The 18,818-nt window shown below is 58.9% G+C and carries 22 protein-coding genes and 1 tRNA gene; 12 read left to right on the forward strand and 11 right to left on the reverse strand.

Annotated elements, in window-relative coordinates; translation table 11 throughout:
* Nucleotides 1–220 precede the first annotated feature (220 nt).
* The 10 genes from tuf to ACEWFR_RS07220 all read left to right on the forward strand — a co-directional run bounded on the left by tuf (nt 221) and on the right by ACEWFR_RS07220 (nt 8,992).
* Nucleotides 221–1,486, forward strand: a complete 1,266-nt coding sequence (gene tuf / locus ACEWFR_RS07175) for a translation elongation factor EF-1 subunit alpha (RefSeq protein ID WP_374060381.1) — start codon at nt 221–223, stop codon at nt 1,484–1,486.
* Nucleotides 1,487–1,795, forward strand: a complete 309-nt coding sequence (gene rpsJ, locus ACEWFR_RS07180) for a 30S ribosomal protein S10 (protein WP_004215311.1) — start codon at nt 1,487–1,489, stop codon at nt 1,793–1,795. It abuts the gene before it with no gap.
* Between the two features lie 179 nt (nt 1,796–1,974).
* Complete coding sequence (locus ACEWFR_RS07185) at nt 1,975–2,640, forward strand: rhomboid family intramembrane serine protease (protein ID WP_374060382.1); 666 nt, start codon at nt 1,975–1,977, stop codon at nt 2,638–2,640.
* Between the two features lie 266 nt (nt 2,641–2,906).
* Nucleotides 2,907–2,978, forward strand: a tRNA-Ala gene (locus tag ACEWFR_RS07190).
* Nucleotides 2,979–3,146: 168 nt separating this feature from the next.
* A complete protein-coding gene (locus ACEWFR_RS07195; protein WP_374060383.1) occupies nt 3,147–3,386 on the forward strand; it encodes a hypothetical protein in 240 nt (79 codons plus the stop codon).
* Nucleotides 3,387–3,622: 236 nt separating this feature from the next.
* Entirely contained in the window at nt 3,623–4,144 is a 522-nt protein-coding gene (locus ACEWFR_RS07200; RefSeq protein WP_374060384.1) for a hypothetical protein, read from the forward strand.
* The gene (locus ACEWFR_RS07205) at nt 4,141–4,665 is read left to right on the forward strand and encodes a DUF488 family protein (RefSeq protein WP_374060385.1); all 525 of its coding nucleotides are present in this window, start codon (nt 4,141–4,143) and stop codon (nt 4,663–4,665) included. The genes ACEWFR_RS07200 and ACEWFR_RS07205 overlap by 4 nt, the downstream gene beginning before the upstream one ends.
* Nucleotides 4,665–6,284: a DNA-binding protein gene (locus ACEWFR_RS07210; RefSeq protein ID WP_374060386.1), complete on the forward strand. Its 1,620-nt coding sequence runs from the start codon at nt 4,665–4,667 to the stop codon at nt 6,282–6,284. The genes ACEWFR_RS07205 and ACEWFR_RS07210 overlap by 1 nt, the downstream gene beginning before the upstream one ends.
* Nucleotides 6,285–6,713: 429 nt before the next feature.
* A complete protein-coding gene (locus ACEWFR_RS07215) occupies nt 6,714–8,483 on the forward strand; it encodes an AAA family ATPase (RefSeq protein ID WP_374060387.1) in 1,770 nt (589 codons plus the stop codon).
* Nucleotides 8,484–8,737: 254 nt separating this feature from the next.
* Nucleotides 8,738–8,992, forward strand: a complete 255-nt coding sequence (locus tag ACEWFR_RS07220) for a hypothetical protein (RefSeq protein ID WP_374060388.1) — start codon at nt 8,738–8,740, stop codon at nt 8,990–8,992.
* 354 nt (nt 8,993–9,346) lie between these two features.
* Here the strand turns inward: ACEWFR_RS07220 and ACEWFR_RS07225 are convergent, their stop codons facing one another.
* From ACEWFR_RS07225 to ACEWFR_RS07265, 9 genes are all read right to left on the reverse strand, one after another.
* Nucleotides 9,347–9,730 carry a hypothetical protein gene (locus ACEWFR_RS07225; protein WP_374060389.1) on the reverse strand — a complete coding sequence of 128 codons (384 nt, stop codon included), beginning with the start codon at nt 9,728–9,730 and terminating at the stop codon, nt 9,347–9,349.
* 160 nt (nt 9,731–9,890) lie between these two features.
* A complete protein-coding gene (locus tag ACEWFR_RS07230; RefSeq protein WP_374060390.1) occupies nt 9,891–11,057 on the reverse strand; it encodes a hypothetical protein in 1,167 nt (388 codons plus the stop codon).
* Nucleotides 11,054–11,371 (reverse strand): hypothetical protein, encoded by a 318-nt coding sequence (locus ACEWFR_RS07235; protein WP_374060391.1) that lies wholly within the window; start codon nt 11,369–11,371, stop codon nt 11,054–11,056. Before ACEWFR_RS07235 ends, ACEWFR_RS07230 begins: the two co-directional genes overlap by 4 nt.
* Entirely contained in the window at nt 11,368–12,174 is an 807-nt protein-coding gene (locus ACEWFR_RS07240; protein WP_374060392.1) for a hypothetical protein, read from the reverse strand. Before ACEWFR_RS07240 ends, ACEWFR_RS07235 begins: the two co-directional genes overlap by 4 nt.
* Entirely contained in the window at nt 12,171–12,734 is a 564-nt protein-coding gene (locus ACEWFR_RS07245) for a hypothetical protein (protein WP_374060393.1), read from the reverse strand. The genes ACEWFR_RS07240 and ACEWFR_RS07245 overlap by 4 nt, the downstream gene beginning before the upstream one ends.
* A gap of 3 nt (nt 12,735–12,737) precedes the next feature.
* Nucleotides 12,738–15,281: a PQQ-binding-like beta-propeller repeat protein gene (locus tag ACEWFR_RS07250; RefSeq protein ID WP_374060394.1), complete on the reverse strand. Its 2,544-nt coding sequence runs from the start codon at nt 15,279–15,281 to the stop codon at nt 12,738–12,740.
* Nucleotides 15,281–15,406, reverse strand: a complete 126-nt coding sequence (locus ACEWFR_RS07255; protein ID WP_255680852.1) for a hypothetical protein — start codon at nt 15,404–15,406, stop codon at nt 15,281–15,283. Before ACEWFR_RS07255 ends, ACEWFR_RS07250 begins: the two co-directional genes overlap by 1 nt.
* 12 nt (nt 15,407–15,418) lie before the next feature.
* Complete coding sequence (locus tag ACEWFR_RS07260; RefSeq protein ID WP_374060395.1) at nt 15,419–15,955, reverse strand: hypothetical protein; 537 nt, start codon at nt 15,953–15,955, stop codon at nt 15,419–15,421.
* A gap of 16 nt (nt 15,956–15,971) precedes the next feature.
* Complete coding sequence (locus tag ACEWFR_RS07265; protein WP_098724879.1) at nt 15,972–16,406, reverse strand: hypothetical protein; 435 nt, start codon at nt 16,404–16,406, stop codon at nt 15,972–15,974.
* 120 nt (nt 16,407–16,526) lie between these two features.
* Here ACEWFR_RS07265 and ACEWFR_RS07270 point away from each other — a divergent pair, with 120 nt between their 5' ends.
* Nucleotides 16,527–16,712, forward strand: coding sequence for a hypothetical protein (locus tag ACEWFR_RS07270; protein ID WP_098724878.1), 186 nt, complete (start codon nt 16,527–16,529; stop codon nt 16,710–16,712).
* Between the two features lie 264 nt (nt 16,713–16,976).
* Here ACEWFR_RS07270 and ACEWFR_RS07275 read toward each other — a convergent pair whose 3' ends face one another.
* Nucleotides 16,977–17,414 (reverse strand): type IV pilin, encoded by a 438-nt coding sequence (locus ACEWFR_RS07275; protein WP_374060396.1) that lies wholly within the window; start codon nt 17,412–17,414, stop codon nt 16,977–16,979.
* 321 nt (nt 17,415–17,735) lie between these two features.
* Between ACEWFR_RS07275 and ACEWFR_RS07280 the strand changes: the two genes are divergently transcribed.
* Nucleotides 17,736–18,533: a hypothetical protein gene (locus tag ACEWFR_RS07280; RefSeq protein ID WP_374060397.1), complete on the forward strand. Its 798-nt coding sequence runs from the start codon at nt 17,736–17,738 to the stop codon at nt 18,531–18,533.
* A 9-nt stretch (nt 18,534–18,542) separates the two neighbouring features.
* On the opposite strand, the gene ACEWFR_RS07285 is transcribed toward ACEWFR_RS07280, so the two are convergent.
* Nucleotides 18,543–18,791 (reverse strand): ArsR family transcriptional regulator, encoded by a 249-nt coding sequence (locus ACEWFR_RS07285; RefSeq protein WP_374060398.1) that lies wholly within the window; start codon nt 18,789–18,791, stop codon nt 18,543–18,545.
* Between the last annotated feature and the right edge of the window lie 27 nt (nt 18,792–18,818).

The following is an 18,818-nucleotide window of genomic DNA, read 5'->3' on the forward strand; positions in this document are numbered from 1 at the left end:
CGGAATCGCGCGCCGGGAATTCGGCGCTCGCTCGAGCGGAAATCGCCGTTCTCACGGTCTGTTTTCCACTCCACCCTCCGCTGCCGAACGTTCCGTGGCGTGTGAATGCTAGCCAAACCGCAAGACGGCGGCGGGATCGGCTGAATACGCTTTCGAAATGGTTTTAACCGCAACGAGCCAAAGAGACCGATATAAGCGCCTCAGCGCGTGAGCTACAACAATGAGCGACCAACACCAGAACCTGGCCATCATCGGTCACGTTGACCACGGGAAGAGTACACTCGTGGGACGACTCCTCTACGAGACGGGGAGCGTACCCGAGCACGTCATCGAACAGCACCGCGAAGAAGCAGAAGAGAAGGGCAAAGGCGGCTTCGAGTTCGCCTACGTCATGGACAACCTCGCCGAAGAGCGAGAGCGTGGTGTCACCATCGACATCGCCCACCAGGAGTTCACGACCGACGAGTACGACTTTACCATCGTCGACTGTCCTGGCCACCGCGACTTCGTGAAGAACATGATCACGGGCGCATCCCAGGCGGACAACGCCGTCCTCGTCGTCGCCGCTGACGACGGTGTCGCGCCCCAGACCCAGGAGCACGTCTTCCTGGCTCGAACCCTCGGTATCGACGAACTCATCGTCGGCATCAACAAGATGGACATCGTCGACTACAAGGAGTCGACGTACGACGACGTCGTCGAGGAAGTTGAACAACTGCTCAAGCAGGTCCAGTTCAACACCGACGACGCCTCGTTCATCCCGATTTCGGCGTTCGAGGGCGACAACATCGCCGAGGAGTCCGACAACACGCCGTGGTACGACGGCGAGATCCTGCTCGAGGCCCTCAACAACCTGCCGGAGCCGGAGCCACCGACGGACGCGCCGCTTCGACTCCCGATTCAGGACGTCTACACCATCTCCGGTATCGGTACCGTCCCCGTCGGACGTATCGAGACCGGTCTCCTGAACACCGGCGACAACGTCTCCTTCCAGCCCAGCGACGTGGGCGGCGAGGTCAAGACGATCGAGATGCACCACGAAGAGGTGCCGAAAGCCGAGCCCGGTGACAACGTTGGATTCAACGTTCGTGGCATCGGCAAGGACGACATCCGCCGCGGTGATGTCTGTGGCCCAGCCGACGACCCACCGAGCGTCGCCGAGACGTTCCAGGCGCAGGTCGTCGTCATGCAGCACCCGTCCGTGATCACGGCCGGCTACACGCCGGTCTTCCACGCACACACGGCCCAGGTTGCCTGTACGATCGAGTCCATCGACAAGAAAATGGACCCCGCAAGCGGCGAGGTCGCCGAGGAGAACCCCGACTTCATCCAGTCGGGTGACGCTGCCGTGGTCACCATCCGACCGCAAAAGCCCCTCAGCATCGAGCCGTCCAGCGAGATCCCCGAACTCGGGAGCTTCGCCATCCGCGACATGGGTCAGACCATCGCCGCCGGAAAGGTCCTCGAAGTTCACGAGAAAGAATAAATGCAGCAAGCACGCGTTCGACTCGCGGGCACGAGTCCAGACGACCTAGACGACATCTGCGACGACGTCCGCGAGATCGCGAACAACACCGGCGTCAACCTGAGCGGTCCGATCCCGCTGCCGACGAAGACCCTCGAGGTGCCGACCCGGAAGTCGCCCGATGGCGAGGGCACTGCGACGTGGGAGCACTGGGAGATGCGCGTCCACAAGCGCCTGATCGATCTGGACGCCGACGAACGCGCACTCCGCCAGCTCATGCGCATTCAGGTGCCAAACGACGTCTCGATCGAAATCGTCCTCGAAGACTGAGGTCGGTTTCGGCTCCGACTTATACACGAGTTATATACTGTTTTTGTCGTCCTCGAGTAGTCCGCCAGTGGTAGCTGCGCGGCCCGAAGCGGCGAGTCTTCTCGGGATCCACGCGCTATTTCCGCCCACCGTTTCGGAAAGCGGCGGGACTTTTGTCGGTCGCCGTGGCAGTCACTCGTATGGCGCAGCGCTCGCGGTCGCAGTCAAACACCTATCTGCGGCCCGATTCCGACGGGAGCGACGGCACGCAGACGAGATCGGGGAGTCCGATCCTCGAGGTGCTCGTCGTTTTCGCCGTCGTCTTCGTCGTCCAGGGACTCACTGCGTTCGCGGGCGTGATGGGCGCGTTGTTCGTCCTCGCGCCGCCGCTGACGACGAACCCGTGGACAGTCGTCACGAGCGTCTACGCACACAGCGGGATCGGCCATCTGCTCTCGAACACCCTCGCACTGGTCGTCTTCGGCTGGCCGGTCGCCCGAGCGACGACGCGGACCCGCTTTCACGCCTTCTTCGCGATAACGGGCGCGATCGCGGGCGTGGCCCAGGTCGTTCTCACGGGGGTGCTCGCGGCGGTGCCCTTCGTCCCCATCGCACCGACAGCGGGCGTCCTCGGTGCCAGTGGGGCCGTCTTCGCCCTGCTGGGCTATCTCGTCGCGTCGAATCGGCTCTCGAGCGGGCTAGCCTCGTTCGTCGATGTCCCGCAGTGGCTGTCGATCCTCGTCGTCGTCGGCCTCGCGATCGCGGTCACCCTCGCTACCGCCTCGCCCGGCGTGGCGCTAATCGCTCACTTCGCGGGGTTCCTGGTCGGGGTGGTCGCCGGACGCGCTCGCGTGCTCGCCGTTTGAGCGTGCAGTCAGTCGGACTCCACGTGGGACTGCGTGCTCGAGCACGAGTCGTTTCGCAGTAGCGAAGTTACGAGTTTTGCTAGTGCTGTCCGTCGATTTGTGAGCGTGCTCGAGTCCAGTGCGACGACGGCTGGGACTGAGTGGGGACGCCGCTGTAATGAGCTCGGGACTCACGACACAGCCAGTCGACCACCACCGTGGTGCCGTGTCCCGTTCCGTCCCCGAAACACAAGCCTCAAATAGAAACCGAGGGTATGAACGTTTGAGGGCTCGTAGATCAGTGGTAGATCGCTTCCTTCGCAAGGAAGAGGCCTCGGGTTCAAATCCCGACGAGTCCATCGGATTGTTGTAACGTCTCGAATTGTTTGGATAGTCGCTGGCTTAGCGACTGACACAAAATCATTCGATAGCGGCGCGTGCGAAAATAGCGCCGCTCAAAATCGAGTGATTACGGTCGCGGGATTCACGTCTCCGCCGTCCGTCGATCATAGCGAAGGAAATCGGGGGTGGTCGGCGTGACGGTCGCACCGTGGCCGTCGGTCGACAACTCGACGTGCAAGCACTGCGGAGCCCACGTCACCGACCATTTCTCTCGGGTTTTCGGTGACAACCGCAACCGAGCCCACCGCTGTGGCGACTGCGATACGTACGCGCGACTGAGCCGTGGCTCCGCTGCTGGCGTCGACGTATCGATTCCGGACCCGGAAACGTCGCCCGGCCGTCACGGGGGTGAGACCGATGTGTAGCTGGTTCGTACCGGCGAATCGGCTGTACGATATCGACAGTCGGACGCCCATAGCCCATCCGGCCCACCAAGCAACTGACGAGGACGTTCGGCTGGCGCTCGAGAACCGAGGTGAGTCGGCGTGAATCGCCTCGTCGAATCAGACGAGTGCGAGCGCTGTGGTGACCGAATCGTCGCGCTTCGTCGTCTGTGCCCGTCGTGTACGCGCGTCGTTCGAAACGCGCGAGAGGGGCCACTATGAGTTCTCGAGCGTCGGAACTCGAGAGTTCGAAGGCCAGCGGCGACGCACTCGAGGCCGAGACCATCCAGGTCGTCGACGCGCTCGAGTACGTGAGCGATCACACCGCCACCTGGCACGACGCTCGGACGACGGCCGTTCTCGAGGCGAGTCGGTCGCTGCCGTTCTACGGTATTGTTCTCGTCGAGCCGGGCGTTCCGGTCGAGATCAAAGGCTGCCAGATCGAAACGAGCAACGGATCGAATTCGACTCGCGGGCGGTTCTACGTCAAGCGAGCCGCCCACGAACAACTGCTCGAGGCGGCCGGGATGTACCTGTTCGTCGTCTACATTCCGCGGCCGGGGTTGCCCCAGGTCGCCCGGGCGATCGTGCCGGCGACGCTCGTCGACGAGCTGCTGGCCGACCGGTGGTACGAGGTCGGCGGCTCGCGCTCGGAACAGGAGGTCGCGAAACTCGCGTGGTCGCATGTGATCGATCCGGCGGGCGTCGATCCGTCGGTAACGGTGGGTGATTCGCTGTGACCGTTCGGACGACCTACTTCGGCGGTCTCAACTCGAGTTTCGAGCCTGCCGACGGGGATGCTGTCTTCGGTGTAGTCCGCTATCCGCGGGAGTTCGTCGAGCGGATCACGGACCGGAACATCCCTGCGGTCGCACCGCCGGAGGACCTGTTGAACGCGTACAAGGCCGTCGAGGAGGCTGCCGCCGACAACGGCGAGCCGAACCCCGCGGCGATCGCGTGGAACTCCGTCGACTACGAGCGCAGGTATCTCGAGTACCTCGAGCGGGCCGGCCCGCAGGCCGTACTCACGGAGCTGGCCGACCGTGCTCGCGAGCGGGATATCTGGCTCGTCTGTTGGGAAAAGGACGCCCGATGGTGCCACCGCCGGTTGCTCGCGAATGCGGTCGTCGCTCAACTCGAAGACGTCGAGATCGTCCATCACCCGGACCCGTCGACGATCCCTGTCGACACCGGTGATGACGAGAGCGACGACGACCCGGACGCGACGCTGGCCGATTTCGCCGAAGCTGGAGGCGCATGATGGCTCAGGTCGAGACGACCCCGCACGAGATCGAGGGCCGCTGGAAGTGGCCCGATTGGGGTCGCGGTCCGTACGACGCGCTGTCGTCGGTGATGCTCGGTCCACCCTTCGAGGGCTACGTCGAGATCGACACCGAGATCGACGGCGAGCCGTGGCACCTGGAGGTGCGCTACAGCAAGTCGGGGTTCGCGCCGCGACTGTCGGACGGGATCAACGCCGAACGGCTCTACGAATGGGATATCGTGGGCCGTGGGCGCGGCGAGCGGAAGGCGTCGTACAATATCGGCCCGCGGTTCCCGGATATGCGCCACTGGGAAAGCGGTGAGCAACTGCAGCTCCCGTGGGAAAATCAGGTTGGCGAGGTCGACGGCGTCGACGTCGAGTTTCACACGAGCAATATCGAACCCGATCGTGGCCTCGAGCTACTGCCGGAATTCTTTGGAGCGGTGTTCGACCACGCCAACGAGCGGATTCATCCCGACTACTTCCGAGCCGAGCCGCACGAAGCGAGCCGGATGTGGGCGTACGAGCGCTACGTTCGAATCCGTCGCGAGTGGGCGGAAAAGCTCTCGTCGGCCGGTGTGCTGCAGAAGGTCGCGCACTATCTGTCCGACCTCGAGGGGGTGAAGGCCGAACTCCATATCAACAACAAGGAAGCGATCAACCACCAGAATCGACTGTTTCTCGATCCGGCATCGGCCGGCGAACTCCTACCGGGCCACACCTACGGGCGAAAGTTCGAGATTTACCAGCTGAAGGACCCGGACGCGGTTTCGAAGAATCACCCGTCCTACCACCCGAAAGTCGAGGTGTTGGTCAACAAGTCGATGAACGACAAGGAGGCATGGGCGTGGGCCGATCGGCACAAGGTGACCGAACAGATCGAGGAGACGCTGTTGAACGCGCTCCACTGGGAAGACATCCCGCTCGGTCCCGACGGAAACGGCGTGTACATCGCCGACGATCACTTCGACGCGGTAGCTCGAGAGAAGCCGGTCGAACTGTACGAAGATCCGACACCGCGCCTCGAAGCGAAGTCAGATCACCTGTTGATGACGACGTTGCGAGATATGGGCGAGACCGCCCGCGATGTCACCGAGACGGTCGCGACGGACGGCGGCTCGACGATCGACGGGCTGGCCGACGAGCTGGGGAAACACCCCGCAACAATCTACCGGGCGATCAACGATCTCGGCGAAGTCCTTGATCTCGACCAGGGTGACGTATCGTTCCGCGCTCGAAAGTACCGCGAGGAGCTGCGGGCGCTCGTCGAGTCGGCCGAGTACGCGATCGAGAGCTACGCCGATCGGATGCAACATATCATGGGCTTAGCCGATCACGTTGCCGAGTCGTCGCCCTTCCAGGAGTGGCTCGCGAAGAACGGGGCCGACCTCGAGTTCGACGAACACGGCGAGCCCCGGCGGATGCGGATCGATACGATCCTCTCCCGGCTGAAGGCCGATAGCTTCGAGGATCTCGCCACGATCGCGAGCGAAGCCCTCGAGAAGTGGTCGAAGTCGGGCAACGATCCGACGGTGCTCCGCAGCATCGAGCTGACCTGGAAGACTCCCGGCGGTGGGACTGAAACCGGATTCGTCGGCGCTGTCGCCGATCGCTGAACCGGCCTCGATAGTGGCAACGCTACCCCTTCGTTTCGTTTGCGCAACCATACTTTCATTAGCGGCTGATTTTCACAAGCTGAGTTGTTTTCGGTCGGGGTAGCCGCGGCGATCGCCGCGACCGCGCCACAACGCCTGCGGGGTCGTTTCGCGCTTCGCGCGAAAGCCCCCTTGGCGGGTGTCCCCAAGGGGACTGAGCCAAAAAATTACAACGCCCCACCCCCGCCTCCGCACGCAGATCTCCAGTTGAAGCACACGAAACGGTGGTTGGTAGTGCTATTATTGGGATTTGGGAAAAGCCTCTGTACCACTTATCTAGTGTCGTTCTTCTGATGTCACTTGGATAGACCCAATCTCATGGAGTCGCGAGGCCGTCAACTCCAAAAACCCCAACATCATAATAGGATCAGCGCCTTAGTATGATTAAGAATGAGACTTCAACTGATAGAAGCGAATTTCCATGATTTCAAGAGTATTGGGCAGGGTAGTGTGGGTTTTTCTGACATATCTGTATTAATTGGTAAAAACAATTCTGGGAAATCAAATGTGATTGATGCATTTGCCAGTCTAAAGGAATTAGAAGAAAATAGGCCAGGCCATGATTATTCTCAACAATGGTTTCTGGACAAAGCTATGGGAAAGAATATTGACAGCCAATTCCAGATTTCTCTTGTATACCGTTTCCCGGAAGAACGAAGACAGTCCATATATGAGGGTATAAATAGGACAAATTCAAAACACAGGAAAGCAAAGTCCAGGATTGAGAACTCTTCTATACTAAACAAAGTGAAATATGAGATATCTGTAGAGGGTACTGGTCGCAGAAGCCGCAACAAAATGTTTTACATAGACGATGGCAGCGAATGGCAAGAAATCGATGATTTTTATAGGAAATATGATGTAGTTGATAGAAGTGAAATAAGAGAAACAATAGAAGATTCCATAAAAACCTGGAGATTTGTGGACCCATTCCGTGTGCCGCGAGATATTGATACAGCAGGATATACCACCGAACTTGAATCAGATGGAACTAATCTAGTTAAGGTTTTAAATTCTTTACAAACAAATCACCCTGAAATGTTTGAGGATATTGCTTCTTCTTATGTGGACATTATGGATGGCGTGACTGACATTTCAGTAGAATACGATACTGATCTGAGAGAATCCGATATGACTATAGTCGTCAATGAAGAAAATTTCGATATAAAGTTCAAATCGTCAGATATTTCTTCTGGATCAAAGGAAATTTTGGTACTTCTCACACAAATTTATTGGGCCTCAGAAAATTCGGATATCCTTTTCCTTGAAGAACCGGAGTTACATTTACACCCGGGTGCAGAACGAAAGGTGTTCAATCTAATTCGTGATTTGGTATCTAAAAAAGACATACGTGTTGTCATTTCTACCCATTCTGATGTATTTGTAGATCAAACTAGGGCCAGCAGTATTACACGTGTTGATCGACAAGATCGGACGGTTCTGAGATCAATTGAACCTGATGAAGTTGATGTCGAATTGCAGGATCTTGGTTACGAAAAAAGCGGATTGCTTCAATCGGAAGCAGTTATATTTGTAGAAGGATTATCAGATAAACGAATATTGAAGCAATTTGGAAGCACAGCCGGACTCAATTTTGACGAATTTGGTGTAGAAGTAGTTGAATTAGAAGGTATTGACCGTATGAGGAGAGATTCTAAATCATTAGTGAAGTTGCTTTCATCTTTTAATATTCCTCATCTATTTATCATTGATAAGCATGATATAACGATAGAAGAAGCAAAAGGCCAATTGTATGATTCCATGGCAAGAGATGATGGTAACGAATGGTGGGATGTCTCTCTTGATAACATATTTGTGTGGAATGCGTACGGTATCGAACAATATCTTCTCAATTCTCGAGCAATCGCTGAAGATTTTGAAATGTCTCAAGAGACAGTACAACAGATAATTGATGAAAATGAAGGAGTTGATGATAAAGAAATAGTACTCCAAAAAATATACGCTGAAGAGCATAGCGAATTAGAAAATCCGGAGGGGATATTCAATAAAGCGACTGATGGATTGTACATTTCCAAACGTATGAACGCTAACGAGTTACCTGAGGATGTCCTTCAGGCTCTCGTGAAAATAGCAGATAGACTTGAGAGAGTTGACCTAAATGACTTAGAACCAGAAATCCCAGAATCACTGCTTTCTTAGACAATACTCTTCTTCATCGTTTCACACGTCTACCAAACTGCTCTGTCTCTCTCTCCCCTGGGGTTGCACGTCGACAAATCCCGTTCCCCGAATATGCACACGAGACGCGAACCCTCGTGTGCATATTTCGAGTCGTTCGGTCACTCGAGACCGCGTTCTTCTCTGGATGACCGACACGTTCCGCCTGTTTTGGGCCGAAATGGGCCGTCCAGTGAGCCGAAAAAACGAGGATTTCGGGGGTCGTGTGTACGAGTATGCGAATCAGAACCGACGGCGACTATGCGTACCGACGAGACGCGATTGAACGCGCAGCCGACTTCTACGACTGTAACAAGACCAAAGCGGTGGTCAGTGCCTGCGACGACGTACCGAAGTTCGTCCAGGCGTCCCGCCAGGTCCTCGAGCGCGACGACCTCACGCTCGAGCAGCGCCGGGAGATCGCCGAGACACTCTCGACTCGAGCAGTGACGTTCGATGTCGATACCGAGATCGCTGTCACTACTGATTGAATTCCGTCTCGAGAAACGCCGGCCAAGGGCCAGCGTCGGAGCCCCCACCCCCATAGGTGATCTGTAGGTGGGAGGGTTTGAGATCGAGTTTGACAATTTGGCGATTGACCTTCAAGCCGGAACGATCTCAGGTGCGGCGAGGTTCCGTCTGTCTCGCAGTCGGATAGATTCTGTCGGGCAACGACTGAATCCTCTCCCCCGCCATCCATTTCTTTGTATCACATCGACATAGTCTTGTCGGCTGTATGATGCCTACCGAAACTATCAATAGTGATTGCTGAAAACAATTGCTTGCCTCCGACCATCCTCTCCCCCACCCATTCGGAGGCATTCCCATCCCCACCTGCCGTTTTGTCAAAAAATGGTATCGATCGCGATCTTCGATTGTTCGGTCCCGCGGTGATCGCCGCCACCGTGCCACCGGAGTAGCGGAAGATCGCTCGAGCGGACCATCTTCTCACAAAGAATCGTGCAGCCCGATCGCCCATGTGGCCGGTAGACAACGAAACAGTACCAGCCGTCGTGACGCCGGAGCTTTTCGTGGTACTCGCGGTAAACCTTCCAGTTCCCGGGCTGGCCGTCGGAATGCTCGTGCATTGTCGATTTGATCTCGACGGGCGTTCCGTTCCCGAACCTCGCGTCGTGCCAGCTGCCCCGCTCGAGATCGAAGCGACGCTTCTCGGCCATCCGTTTCTCGACGGCCGTCCCGAAGTGGTTCGCCCGCTTCGAGCGGTTCACGCGGACCACGCGCGTCGCGCGCCGATATATATACTCCTCCGCTGGCCTCGAACCGCGCGCCCATCGGTCGCTTCGCTCCCGGTAGGGAGCGAGCGCGGTGGGCTATGGGCTACTCTAAAGGGGGGATAGTTACGCTTTACAGCTTGACACCCCGACGCAGTCATGCGATCACCTGTTCAACCGTGGAAACCCATTCCGCCTTTTCGCCGCCCTCGTCAATGTCGTCCCACCAATTCGAGACGGTAGCGTGACTGTACGGCACGAATTCGGCGGTTGCACGCGACGACATTCCCTGTCGACGGCAGATTTCCATCGTCCATGCAGCGACTCGTTTCACGTCTTTCTCGGCGATCGCCTCGTCTTTCTCGTCGCCTCCAGGCGCGGACCAGCTCCAGTCGGCTTCGTCGTTCGTGTTGAACGACCAGTCGGTCGGCGGGATCCCCTCGAGCGGGCGCGGATCCACGTCGACGAGACTTCCGTTCGAGACACGATCGGCGACGACCGCGGATTTCTGCGAGGTCTTTTTGATGATCGTTCCGACGCGCCAGAGCATCGGATGAATCGAACTCTCGTCGTGGCCGATGTAGATGAGAGCGCCGCCGTACTTGCGGATCTTGAACACAAGCGGCCCCATCAGTTTCCGCACCTTGTGGCCGTCTTCGCCGGCTCCGCTCGCGTTCGTCGAAAACTCGTCGCCGATGAACAGCTTCGGCTGCTGCGGGTTCTCGACCGGGTCACCGTCCTGACTGACCCATTCCTCGAGCAGCGGGTAGTTCGGAATCCAGCCATCTTCGACGGAGCCGTCGTCACGGACCCAGCGATTCGTCCGCTCGAGCGTGCGGATGTTCGAACCGACGAGAAGGTTTCCGTCAACCCACCGCTCACGGAGCTGGCCCAACAGCCCAGAGAAATCGGTCTTCCCGTCCCCCATCTCGCCGAGTAGGACGATGACCGGCGCGGGTCCGGCGACGATCTCCTGCAGGCGCGTGATGGCCTTGATTCCGGCGAGGTCGGCCTCCTGAGACGGATCGCCGATGTAGTGTTTGAGTGTGAGCGTGTCGCCGTTCTCGAGCGCCTGACGCGCCGTTTCGCTCCCTTCGGCCTGCAGGATCTTCCGATTCTTGCCGACCGCCATGTAGTCCTTCGCGGGCTTCGTGTCCCACCGATCCGTGTCGTGATGAACGGCCCGCATCGCTAGCTGTCGATCCACTTGCTCGTCGCGAACGAACCCCGAATGCCGAAGGACTTCTTCGGGGTCGCGCTCGAGATTTCCGTCCTGATACTCGCGAAAGCCGCCGACTGTGTAGTTGTCTTGCTCATCGCTCATGGTTCACTCCCTCCATCAGAAACCGCGTTCTGCACGTCTTCATCGGGCTCCTCGCTCGGCTCAGTCCAAAGCCGAGAGTAGCTGTACCAGCCGGCCAGAACCGGCGCAGTGACCGTGACGGCGAAGAATATCCGTGGAACCGGAAGGTAGACCGCTCGCTCGACGGTCTCGCCGTAAGAGGTCTCCCGCTGGTCAGTCGGAACGTCCAGGGCCTCGGCCGGGAGCATGAACAGTCCCGCCCATAAGCCCACGACGATTCCGACAGCCAGTGCCCACGCAACGATCGCCTTCTCTCGGTCAGTGAATCCCTTCATGATTCATGTCCTCCATCGGTAGCTGCAGCCTGTTCTGTAGCCGATTCCTCCGCTCTGACGGGCGTTCTCGGGCCGTGCCCCTCGGTGTATTCATCGACGTACTGACCCACGTCCTGAATCTCGTCATCGTCCGACGCAGCGGCGTCCTCCTTGGCCGATTCGAACCGATCTTTGACGGCCGTCCGCGGGTTCATCAATCCGCGCTCGTCGGCCTCGGCCTCCTCGTTGATCACGTCGCCCTGAATCTGCAGCCCCATCTTGCTGACCCGACCGCGGAGCTGGTTGAGCTCAAGGAACGCGTCGATGAGATCGCCGTGAATGTCCTCGAGCATGGTCTTCGTCGTGACCAGTTTCGAGTCGGCCATCTGCGACATATAGCAGCCTCTGACGGTCAACTCGTCAATTTCTTCGTGATGCGTGAACTCGCGGACTTCGAAGGCATCGCCGTCGTTACAGACGTACGGAGACGGCCCCTCGACTGTCTTCTGGCTCCACAACTCCGGCTCGACGTAGTATTTCTTCCGCACATCATCGACGCCGTTGATGTGGTAGACCGTCGTCATTCGCCGGTCGCGGAGCTTCCGTGCTCCCGTGACGAAGATCGCTATCAGCGGCGGCCCAAGTAGGATGAGAGCCGCGAACCAACCGAAGAATATCGGCGGGATACCCGGCACAGACGGCCGAATCCAGAGGATCGCAACGCCGAGTGAGAACAGCACCGCGAAGACGAGCAGCTGCGCCTCGGCGACGACGTAGGTGAGTCGGTCCTTCCAGTTCCCGAAGGTGCCGCTCGTGTCGCTCATGCCTCGACCACCCCGGATTCCTCGGAGCGGACGACGTACCAGGCACCGAGCGCGGCACAGCCGACCGTCATGAGAACGCCGGAGAAGAGCCCCGTCTCACCGCCGAAGTGACGGAACGGGTTGGCCTGAACCGTCCCGGTCGAGACGATCGCGCCGCCGCCCGCGTCGAGCGACTTCTGGGTGGCGATCGCGACGGCCGCGCCCTTCTCTCCCTGTCGCGGCGAAACCATGAACGTGACCGTCTGCGTTCCCTCGTCTAACTCCCGCTCGCCGTAGTTGAAGCTCTTTGCACCCTCCTCGAAGGCCCCCGACTCGGTGATGCTGATCGTGGTCGGCTCGTCGGCCTCGATCTCGAGCGTGAACCGGCCGGGCTCGTAACTCCAATCGACCACTCGCGTCTCGTTGTCGATGATCCGAACACGGTCCCCGTCGGCCTGAGCGGCCTGCTCGCCGCTCGTCTGGTTGACCGTCTCGTTGCTCTGCGCGACGGCTGGCCCAACGCCCATGCCCATCGCGAGCGCCAGCGCTACGACCGTGGCAACAATGAAAAGACGTCGCATCGGTCAGTTCCCCAGCCCCGGGATAGCGTCGGTCACGATGCCGATCACGGCGAGGATGACGACACCGATGATGCCGAGTCCGAGCAACCCGCCACCGCCCTCGAGCGGGTTCCCGCTGCCGAAGATCGGGCCGGGGCCGTCGTTCTCCTCTTCCTCGGCGATCGCGTCTTTGTGCTCCTCGCTCGTTTCCTCGACCTGGTCTCGGTATTCGGTCATGTCGGTCGCGTCGTGATCGGGTTGGTCCCATTCGAACGATTCGCCTTCGTCGATCGTCTCGCCGTCCTTGTTGGTCAGTACGTCAATCGTGACGGTGCCGTTATAGAGAGAGTGCTCTTCACCGTTGACCACATCGAAGAACACAGCGCGGCCGAGGTCGCCATCCGCCTCAGTATCGGGCCGCAGGGTGGCAAGGTCGTAGATCCCGCCGCCGTGGGAGAAAGACCGTTTTGCAGTCCCGTCAGCGGTGCTGAGGACATGAGTGTCCCCGGCAGAGTCGCCAGCGTTCAAGCCGGTTCCAGACGGCGTGAGCGACAGCGAGAGACCGCCGGAGTTGGTGAACGTGGACTGCCAGATCTCAGTTCCGTCCTCGGCGTTGAGGGCGTATATGCTGTCGTCGCTGTCGTCAGCGACGTATAGCCTTGACCCCGAGAGAGCACAGTCGCCGCCAGTGGCGACTGGTGACGTAGTCCAGAGTTCGTTGCCCTCATAGTCTACAGCAGCTACACCGTCACTATGGGCGACATAGGACGTTTCGCCATCGGTTTCAACGGCGTTGACACCGCCCAGTCCGGAGTAACTGAAGGTCTCAGATCCAGTGGTGTCGAGACCAGTTAGCTCTCCGTCAGGGTTGCCGACGACGATCGTCTCATCGTCTGGGGAAACATCGATGCCGTAGTCGTAGGAACTTGAGGAATAGATCGATGTGGACCACTGCGACGAGCCGTCGACGATCTTCTCGAGCTCGCCACCATACCGTATCGCATAGGCCGCCGAGCCGTCAGATGGGAGCGCGACAGAGCCGGGGTTCTGGGACGGGTCCCACGTCCATTCTAACGACTGGCTCTCAGATTGATACATTTTCAGCTGTCCGACCATAGACACTGCGAAACGGCTCCCATCAGACGATGCGCCGAAACCGTCGGGTGCATCGTTTCCGAGGGACGCCTCCCAGTACGTAACGCCAGTGTACGCATCAGTGCAGGCTACTGTGCCGGACTGATAGACGTTGAGGACCTTGGGGCCGCAGTAGTAGGTTTGACCAGATGATAACGTCGTGTCGCCGAGTAAATCAGCGAATAGCTGGCCTTCCATCTGAAGCCCATCCTCTTCGTCTGTGAGTTCAACACTGGAGATCTTGCCACTGGAGCGATTAATTTCGCGTCCCGTGTATCCCGAATAGGTGGCGGTCATCGAGGCCACGTTACTCAGGTCGTTACGAGAGAGGCCGAGTTGGTTCATCAGCGCCATCTGGTAGCGGCTCGAGGTCGCGTCCGTCGAGCCGGACAGGTGTGACGCAATACCTTCGATGCCGCGAACGTCCGACGGTGAGATATCGCCGTTATCAAGCGCGTCGTACAGGTCGCCGCTGAGTGTCGACCCGTAGTTTCCACGGACCTCGGACGAGAGCGATTGAATCTCGTCCATCACGTCGGCCCATTCTTCGAGAACGAGGACGGTTTCGCTCACTAGATCGGCGTCGGGAACGCTCATGACCGTGATCGGAAGATGAGACGTCACCTCGTTATCGGAGTCAGTTGTCAGTACAACCTCCTCGTTGGTGTCGTCGTAGCCGCTTTGCACGTCCCCGAGCGTGATCGTGATCGAATCGCCATTGTCCCATGCGTGCGAGAGGTCCGGTGCGTCGACCTCGTGGGTGTCGCCGGTCGGAAGCTCGACCGTGTGCGTGACAGGGTTGCTTGCGTCGTTGACCTGCGACCCCGACTCATCGACCGAGCCAGAGCCAGAATAGTCACTGTCTCCGATTGTGAACGCGATAAAGCGATCATCAATATCGGAGTCAGCGCGGGCCGCTTCGGCCGCATAGCCGATTTCAGACAGCGCCGAGGCGACAGTTTCGGTTGCGTTCTTCGCCGGTGTGTTGAAGAATTCTGAAATCGCCTGCAACGCAGCGTCTCGGCATTCGCTTTGGGAGCCGCCCGCTTCGTACTCGTCGGCGTACGCCGCTCGAGCCTCGATATTCGCGACCATCGCCGCGTCCTCGAGCCGTGAGTCGCGGATCATGTCGAGTGTGGTGTCCCACCACGCTTTTGCGCCGGTCGCTTGGTTGTGTAGCGTGATCTTGTCCCGAGTCGGGTCCTCGTTGAAACCGGCCGAGCCGAGTGCTTCGGCGAACAGCAGGCCGGTCACAGTTGGCGCGCCCGGCATGTAGGTCAGCCCGGAGACGGTCGCCGACGCAGTTCCGCTCGAGGCCGCCCCGCCCGCGCCGATCGCCGCGGCCATCCCGACCGCTTTCGCGAAGTCGCGCCGGTTGAGCGTGCAGCCCGGCTCTGGTTCGTGGGCCGTGGGCTGTGGGCTTTGGGCCGCCATCAGATCACCCCCGCGGCGGAGATCGCCGCGAGAACGACGGTCAGCGCCGAGGCCCCGAGGCAGTACCCGAGAACGGCGAATCTGTACAACTCAGCGTCCGAACGGTCGAAAATCTTAGAATTCATAGTTTCGTCTCGTTAGTCCCGCAGGACGATTACTGCCGCTCCGATCAGTGCCGCCCCGATCACGGCGATTCCCGCGAGCATCCCGCCGCCGAGATCACCGCCGCCGGACGGGAAGACGCCGCCGAGGAACCCGGAACTGTCCGAAATGCTCGCGCTGTCGATCGCCGAATCCGGCCCGGTGACGACCACTCGGTACTCGCCGTCCAGCTCGAGGCCAGCGTCACTCTGGTTGTACTCGACCTCGGTCGTGTTGTTCGCGTTCGCGGCGATCGAGTCCTCCAAGGCGACCGTCGCGTTCGCTGAGTCGTTCGCGTACTCCGTCTCGTTGTAGAACGTGACGGTGGCCGACGTGTTGGCCGAGTCGTCTATCGTTTCGTTCCAGTCGAGCGAGACGGTGATGGGCTCCGTACTGTTCGTGAGTTCGACCGTTTCGTTGGTCGAGTAGTCGGCCGCCTGTGCGCCGCCGATCGCCGCGAGCCCGACAGTCGCGACCGCCGCGACTAACAGGACGAACCCGAGACGCTGCACCGTCGAAAATTGGTTACTCATGTGCTGTCCCTCCAGTTTACTTGTAGGCGATCAGGTAGAATCCCGCTCCGTTCAGGAACACCATGAACCAGCCGAGCGGCCACATCGAAGCGACAGCGTGCGAGACGGCCGGGACGAGCGCCGAGAGGATGTTCAGGATGAACATCAGCAGGAGCGTGACGGTCTCCATGTCGGTGTAGTCCTCGATGGTCGTCTGACCGTTCGTGACCCACGCCACGATCACGGTGATCATCGAGACGAGGAATCCGTAGGTAACCTCCGTCCCCTGCGAACTGTACAGGACGCCGTCGAACCCGGTGTTGAACGGTGCTCCGAGGCTGAACGTGCCGACCGCCGCGACGGAGATCGTGGCGAGCACGAACAGCGGCGCGAGCACGCTGTCAATCAGGTCAATTCCGTCTTCACGCCGTACCGCGCCTGGTACCGCGTTTGATGGTAGGCTAAGAGCCATACGCTCGGTCCGCAACCCCTCTCTTCGAAATACTTCGGAATACCGGAGGGTTCCGGCGGTTATCCCTTGGTATTCCAGATAGTCACCAAGTTTTATGAGAGGACGGGTTGCCTGCCGGGTATGGCGCTAAACAAACTTCGCCAGTTAGATCGAGACTCGGTCGGAATTACGCTCCCAAAAGACGACATGCGCGTCGAGGGCCTTCTCGACGAGAACGGCGAGATCGACGGCGATTATCACATCCACATCCGTCACATCGACGACGGCCAGTGGTCGCTCGAGCTGGTCGAGGGAATCGACGCGTGAGCGACGATCACCTCGAAGTGCCGGAACCAATCGACTGCCCAGGCTGTAGCGACGAACTTGAGACGGCCCCGGGCGAATGTCCGATGTGTCTGATGTGACTCGCTACACCACCGGAATCCCAACCGTCGAAATCAGCGTATTCCACGTGCTCGGAATGCGCCGAGTAGCGCAAGCCTGATCGGCACGCCGAGTGCATACGGGTTCGACATGCCCGGAAGATGTTCAGGCTAGTAGAAAATGTGTGAACTGCGACGTTACTTCCCTTTACGCAGTTGGGCCAGCCACTGTGAAGGATGCCACGATCGTATCTCCCGACCCATCAATAGTGGCAACTACATTATATTCAGTTGGGCCGTCACTACCGGTGAGTGTGGCTGTAGTCGAAGTACCGACCTCATCCAGCGTTTGGCTATTGTCGAATGAAGCGTCTGTTCCACTATTCGACTTTTTAATTTCAACTTGGTCAGCGTTACCGAGCGATTCGAGAGTCACTTGCACCGAGTCTGAACCGTCTCCTTCGACATCCACGCCCGCTTGAGCACTTTCATCCAGCCCACTACCCATATCCAGCACGAAGGCTGCAATCACGGCCGCGAGGATCACAGTTATCGCAACCATAAGTATCACTCCGATTACAGGTGACACTGCGCGTTCATCGTCCGATCCGATCAGCTTATTCCGAATTGATTTTCCGTCTATCATAGTTCTACGCATCGACGCGTGAACGGTGGGAAAGCTTATCTGACCCCTTGTCGAACCGCGCAATGCGGAAAGGGGAATGAGGAACCAACCCCGTCGTGCTTTCTCCAGCCGTCGTCGTCTGATGCTAATAGCCGACACTGAATTGACCCTATATATATTTAGGCAATAGTGAAACATCATTGCAGAAATGACGGTTTCAGATCTGATAAGCAGCGTCTGACGGAAGCCTTACAGCGCCGCCTTGAAGCGCCGCTATCTGGCGATTAGCCACGAACCCGAAAAACCGGTACGGATTTGCCGATTCGCTCACACGAGATACCCATGCCGGATTCGGAACCGATCATCGACGAGAAACAACTCGCGCGCACCTACGACGGCGGGGCCTATGCCGATCCGTGGGAAACCGTCGAAGAGTACCGCGACGTAATGCGATATGCGTCGAAGCACCCGAACAAAGGCTCCCAAGCCGTTTCCACCGCAACCGAGACACCGCGCTCGAGAATCCGAACGTGGATCGACGACGGCGGTGCTCCCGATGTGGTCCGCGGCCTCGAGACGGCGCGCGACTATGGCTGGCTCGCAGCGGACTACGGCGACCCCGAGTTCACGGCACTGAATATGCTCGTCGCGAACGTCTTTTCGGGCGGGTCGATCGAGCAGCGACACTACCAACCGAGTTTCGCGATCAACCACCGCGGCGAGGACAGCCACGTTTTCGACGCCCTCGAGCTGGCCGGTGTTGCCTACACGGTCGTCGGCGATCGCGACGGCCGGGGGGACGAAGCTCGCCCGTCCGAAGACGCCTCGGTGCTCGGTCGCGTCCTCTCTGTCCTCGGCGCTCCGGTCGGGCCGAAAGCCGACCAGGAACTAACGCTCCCGGCGTATCTCAGCGAGGCGCCCGCGAGCGTTCGCGAACAGTTTGTGTTCGCCTATCTCGAGAATCGTGCGACCGAACACGCAGGGAAAGCGACGCTCACGCTTCGAGAGGATCGAAATCGAGAGTATCTCGAGTCGCTGGCCAACCTGATCGACGATGTGGCGGGCGGTGGGGTTCGGTTTTCAGAGCGGGATATCGTCGTGTCGGCTGACGCAGCACGGACGTTAGGGACGGTTCGATAGATTGCGGAGCTATTTTTCCAACTCTTCGGCCTTGAGTTCTCCCTCGAGATACGCGCGGCCGCGGTCGGTGATCTGGTAAAATCCTGCATCTTCGTCGTAATATTCTACAAGACTCTCGTCCAGTAGTTGACTCATTCTCTGCCGGACATATCCGGGGTTGAAATCGATATTCTCAGCAATCACACGGGGTGTAGCAACAATTTCTCGGTTTCCCTCGTTTAGAAGAAACTCAAGGATATGATCGTCAGCGTTCGTCATCCACGACACCCGTGGCCGTCGCATCTT

Origin of the sequence: Natrinema sp. H-ect4 (genome assembly GCF_041894845.1) — an archaeon.
Classification (GTDB): Archaea; Halobacteriota; Halobacteria; order Halobacteriales; family Natrialbaceae; genus Natrinema.

What these genes read in the sequence shown, in the direction of transcription:
- tuf (WP_374060381.1), top strand. Translation starts at nt 221, where the DNA reads ATGAGCGACCAACACCAGAACCTGGCCATCATCGGTCACGTTGACCAC.
- rpsJ (WP_004215311.1), top strand. Translation starts at nt 1,487, where the DNA reads ATGCAGCAAGCACGCGTTCGACTCGCGGGCACGAGTCCAGACGACCTA.
- ACEWFR_RS07185 (WP_374060382.1), top strand. Translation starts at nt 1,975, where the DNA reads ATGGCGCAGCGCTCGCGGTCGCAGTCAAACACCTATCTGCGGCCCGAT.
- ACEWFR_RS07200 (WP_374060384.1), top strand. Translation starts at nt 3,623, where the DNA reads ATGAGTTCTCGAGCGTCGGAACTCGAGAGTTCGAAGGCCAGCGGCGAC.
- ACEWFR_RS07210 (WP_374060386.1), top strand. Translation starts at nt 4,665, where the DNA reads ATGGCTCAGGTCGAGACGACCCCGCACGAGATCGAGGGCCGCTGGAAG.
- ACEWFR_RS07215 (WP_374060387.1), top strand. Translation starts at nt 6,714, where the DNA reads ATGAGACTTCAACTGATAGAAGCGAATTTCCATGATTTCAAGAGTATT.
- ACEWFR_RS07220 (WP_374060388.1), top strand. Translation starts at nt 8,738, where the DNA reads ATGCGAATCAGAACCGACGGCGACTATGCGTACCGACGAGACGCGATT.
- ACEWFR_RS07230 (WP_374060390.1), bottom strand. Translation starts at nt 11,057, where the DNA reads ATGAGCGATGAGCAAGACAACTACACAGTCGGCGGCTTTCGCGAGTAT.
- ACEWFR_RS07235 (WP_374060391.1), bottom strand. Translation starts at nt 11,371, where the DNA reads ATGAAGGGATTCACTGACCGAGAGAAGGCGATCGTTGCGTGGGCACTG.
- ACEWFR_RS07240 (WP_374060392.1), bottom strand. Translation starts at nt 12,174, where the DNA reads ATGAGCGACACGAGCGGCACCTTCGGGAACTGGAAGGACCGACTCACC.
- ACEWFR_RS07245 (WP_374060393.1), bottom strand. Translation starts at nt 12,734, where the DNA reads ATGCGACGTCTTTTCATTGTTGCCACGGTCGTAGCGCTGGCGCTCGCG.
- ACEWFR_RS07250 (WP_374060394.1), bottom strand. Translation starts at nt 15,281, where the DNA reads ATGGCGGCCCAAAGCCCACAGCCCACGGCCCACGAACCAGAGCCGGGC.
- ACEWFR_RS07255 (WP_255680852.1), bottom strand. Translation starts at nt 15,406, where the DNA reads ATGAATTCTAAGATTTTCGACCGTTCGGACGCTGAGTTGTACAGATTC.
- ACEWFR_RS07260 (WP_374060395.1), bottom strand. Translation starts at nt 15,955, where the DNA reads ATGAGTAACCAATTTTCGACGGTGCAGCGTCTCGGGTTCGTCCTGTTA.
- ACEWFR_RS07265 (WP_098724879.1), bottom strand. Translation starts at nt 16,406, where the DNA reads ATGGCTCTTAGCCTACCATCAAACGCGGTACCAGGCGCGGTACGGCGT.
- ACEWFR_RS07270 (WP_098724878.1), top strand. Translation starts at nt 16,527, where the DNA reads ATGGCGCTAAACAAACTTCGCCAGTTAGATCGAGACTCGGTCGGAATT.
- ACEWFR_RS07275 (WP_374060396.1), bottom strand. Translation starts at nt 17,414, where the DNA reads ATGATAGACGGAAAATCAATTCGGAATAAGCTGATCGGATCGGACGAT.
- ACEWFR_RS07280 (WP_374060397.1), top strand. Translation starts at nt 17,736, where the DNA reads ATGCCGGATTCGGAACCGATCATCGACGAGAAACAACTCGCGCGCACC.
- ACEWFR_RS07285 (WP_374060398.1), bottom strand. Translation starts at nt 18,791, where the DNA reads ATGACGAACGCTGACGATCATATCCTTGAGTTTCTTCTAAACGAGGGA.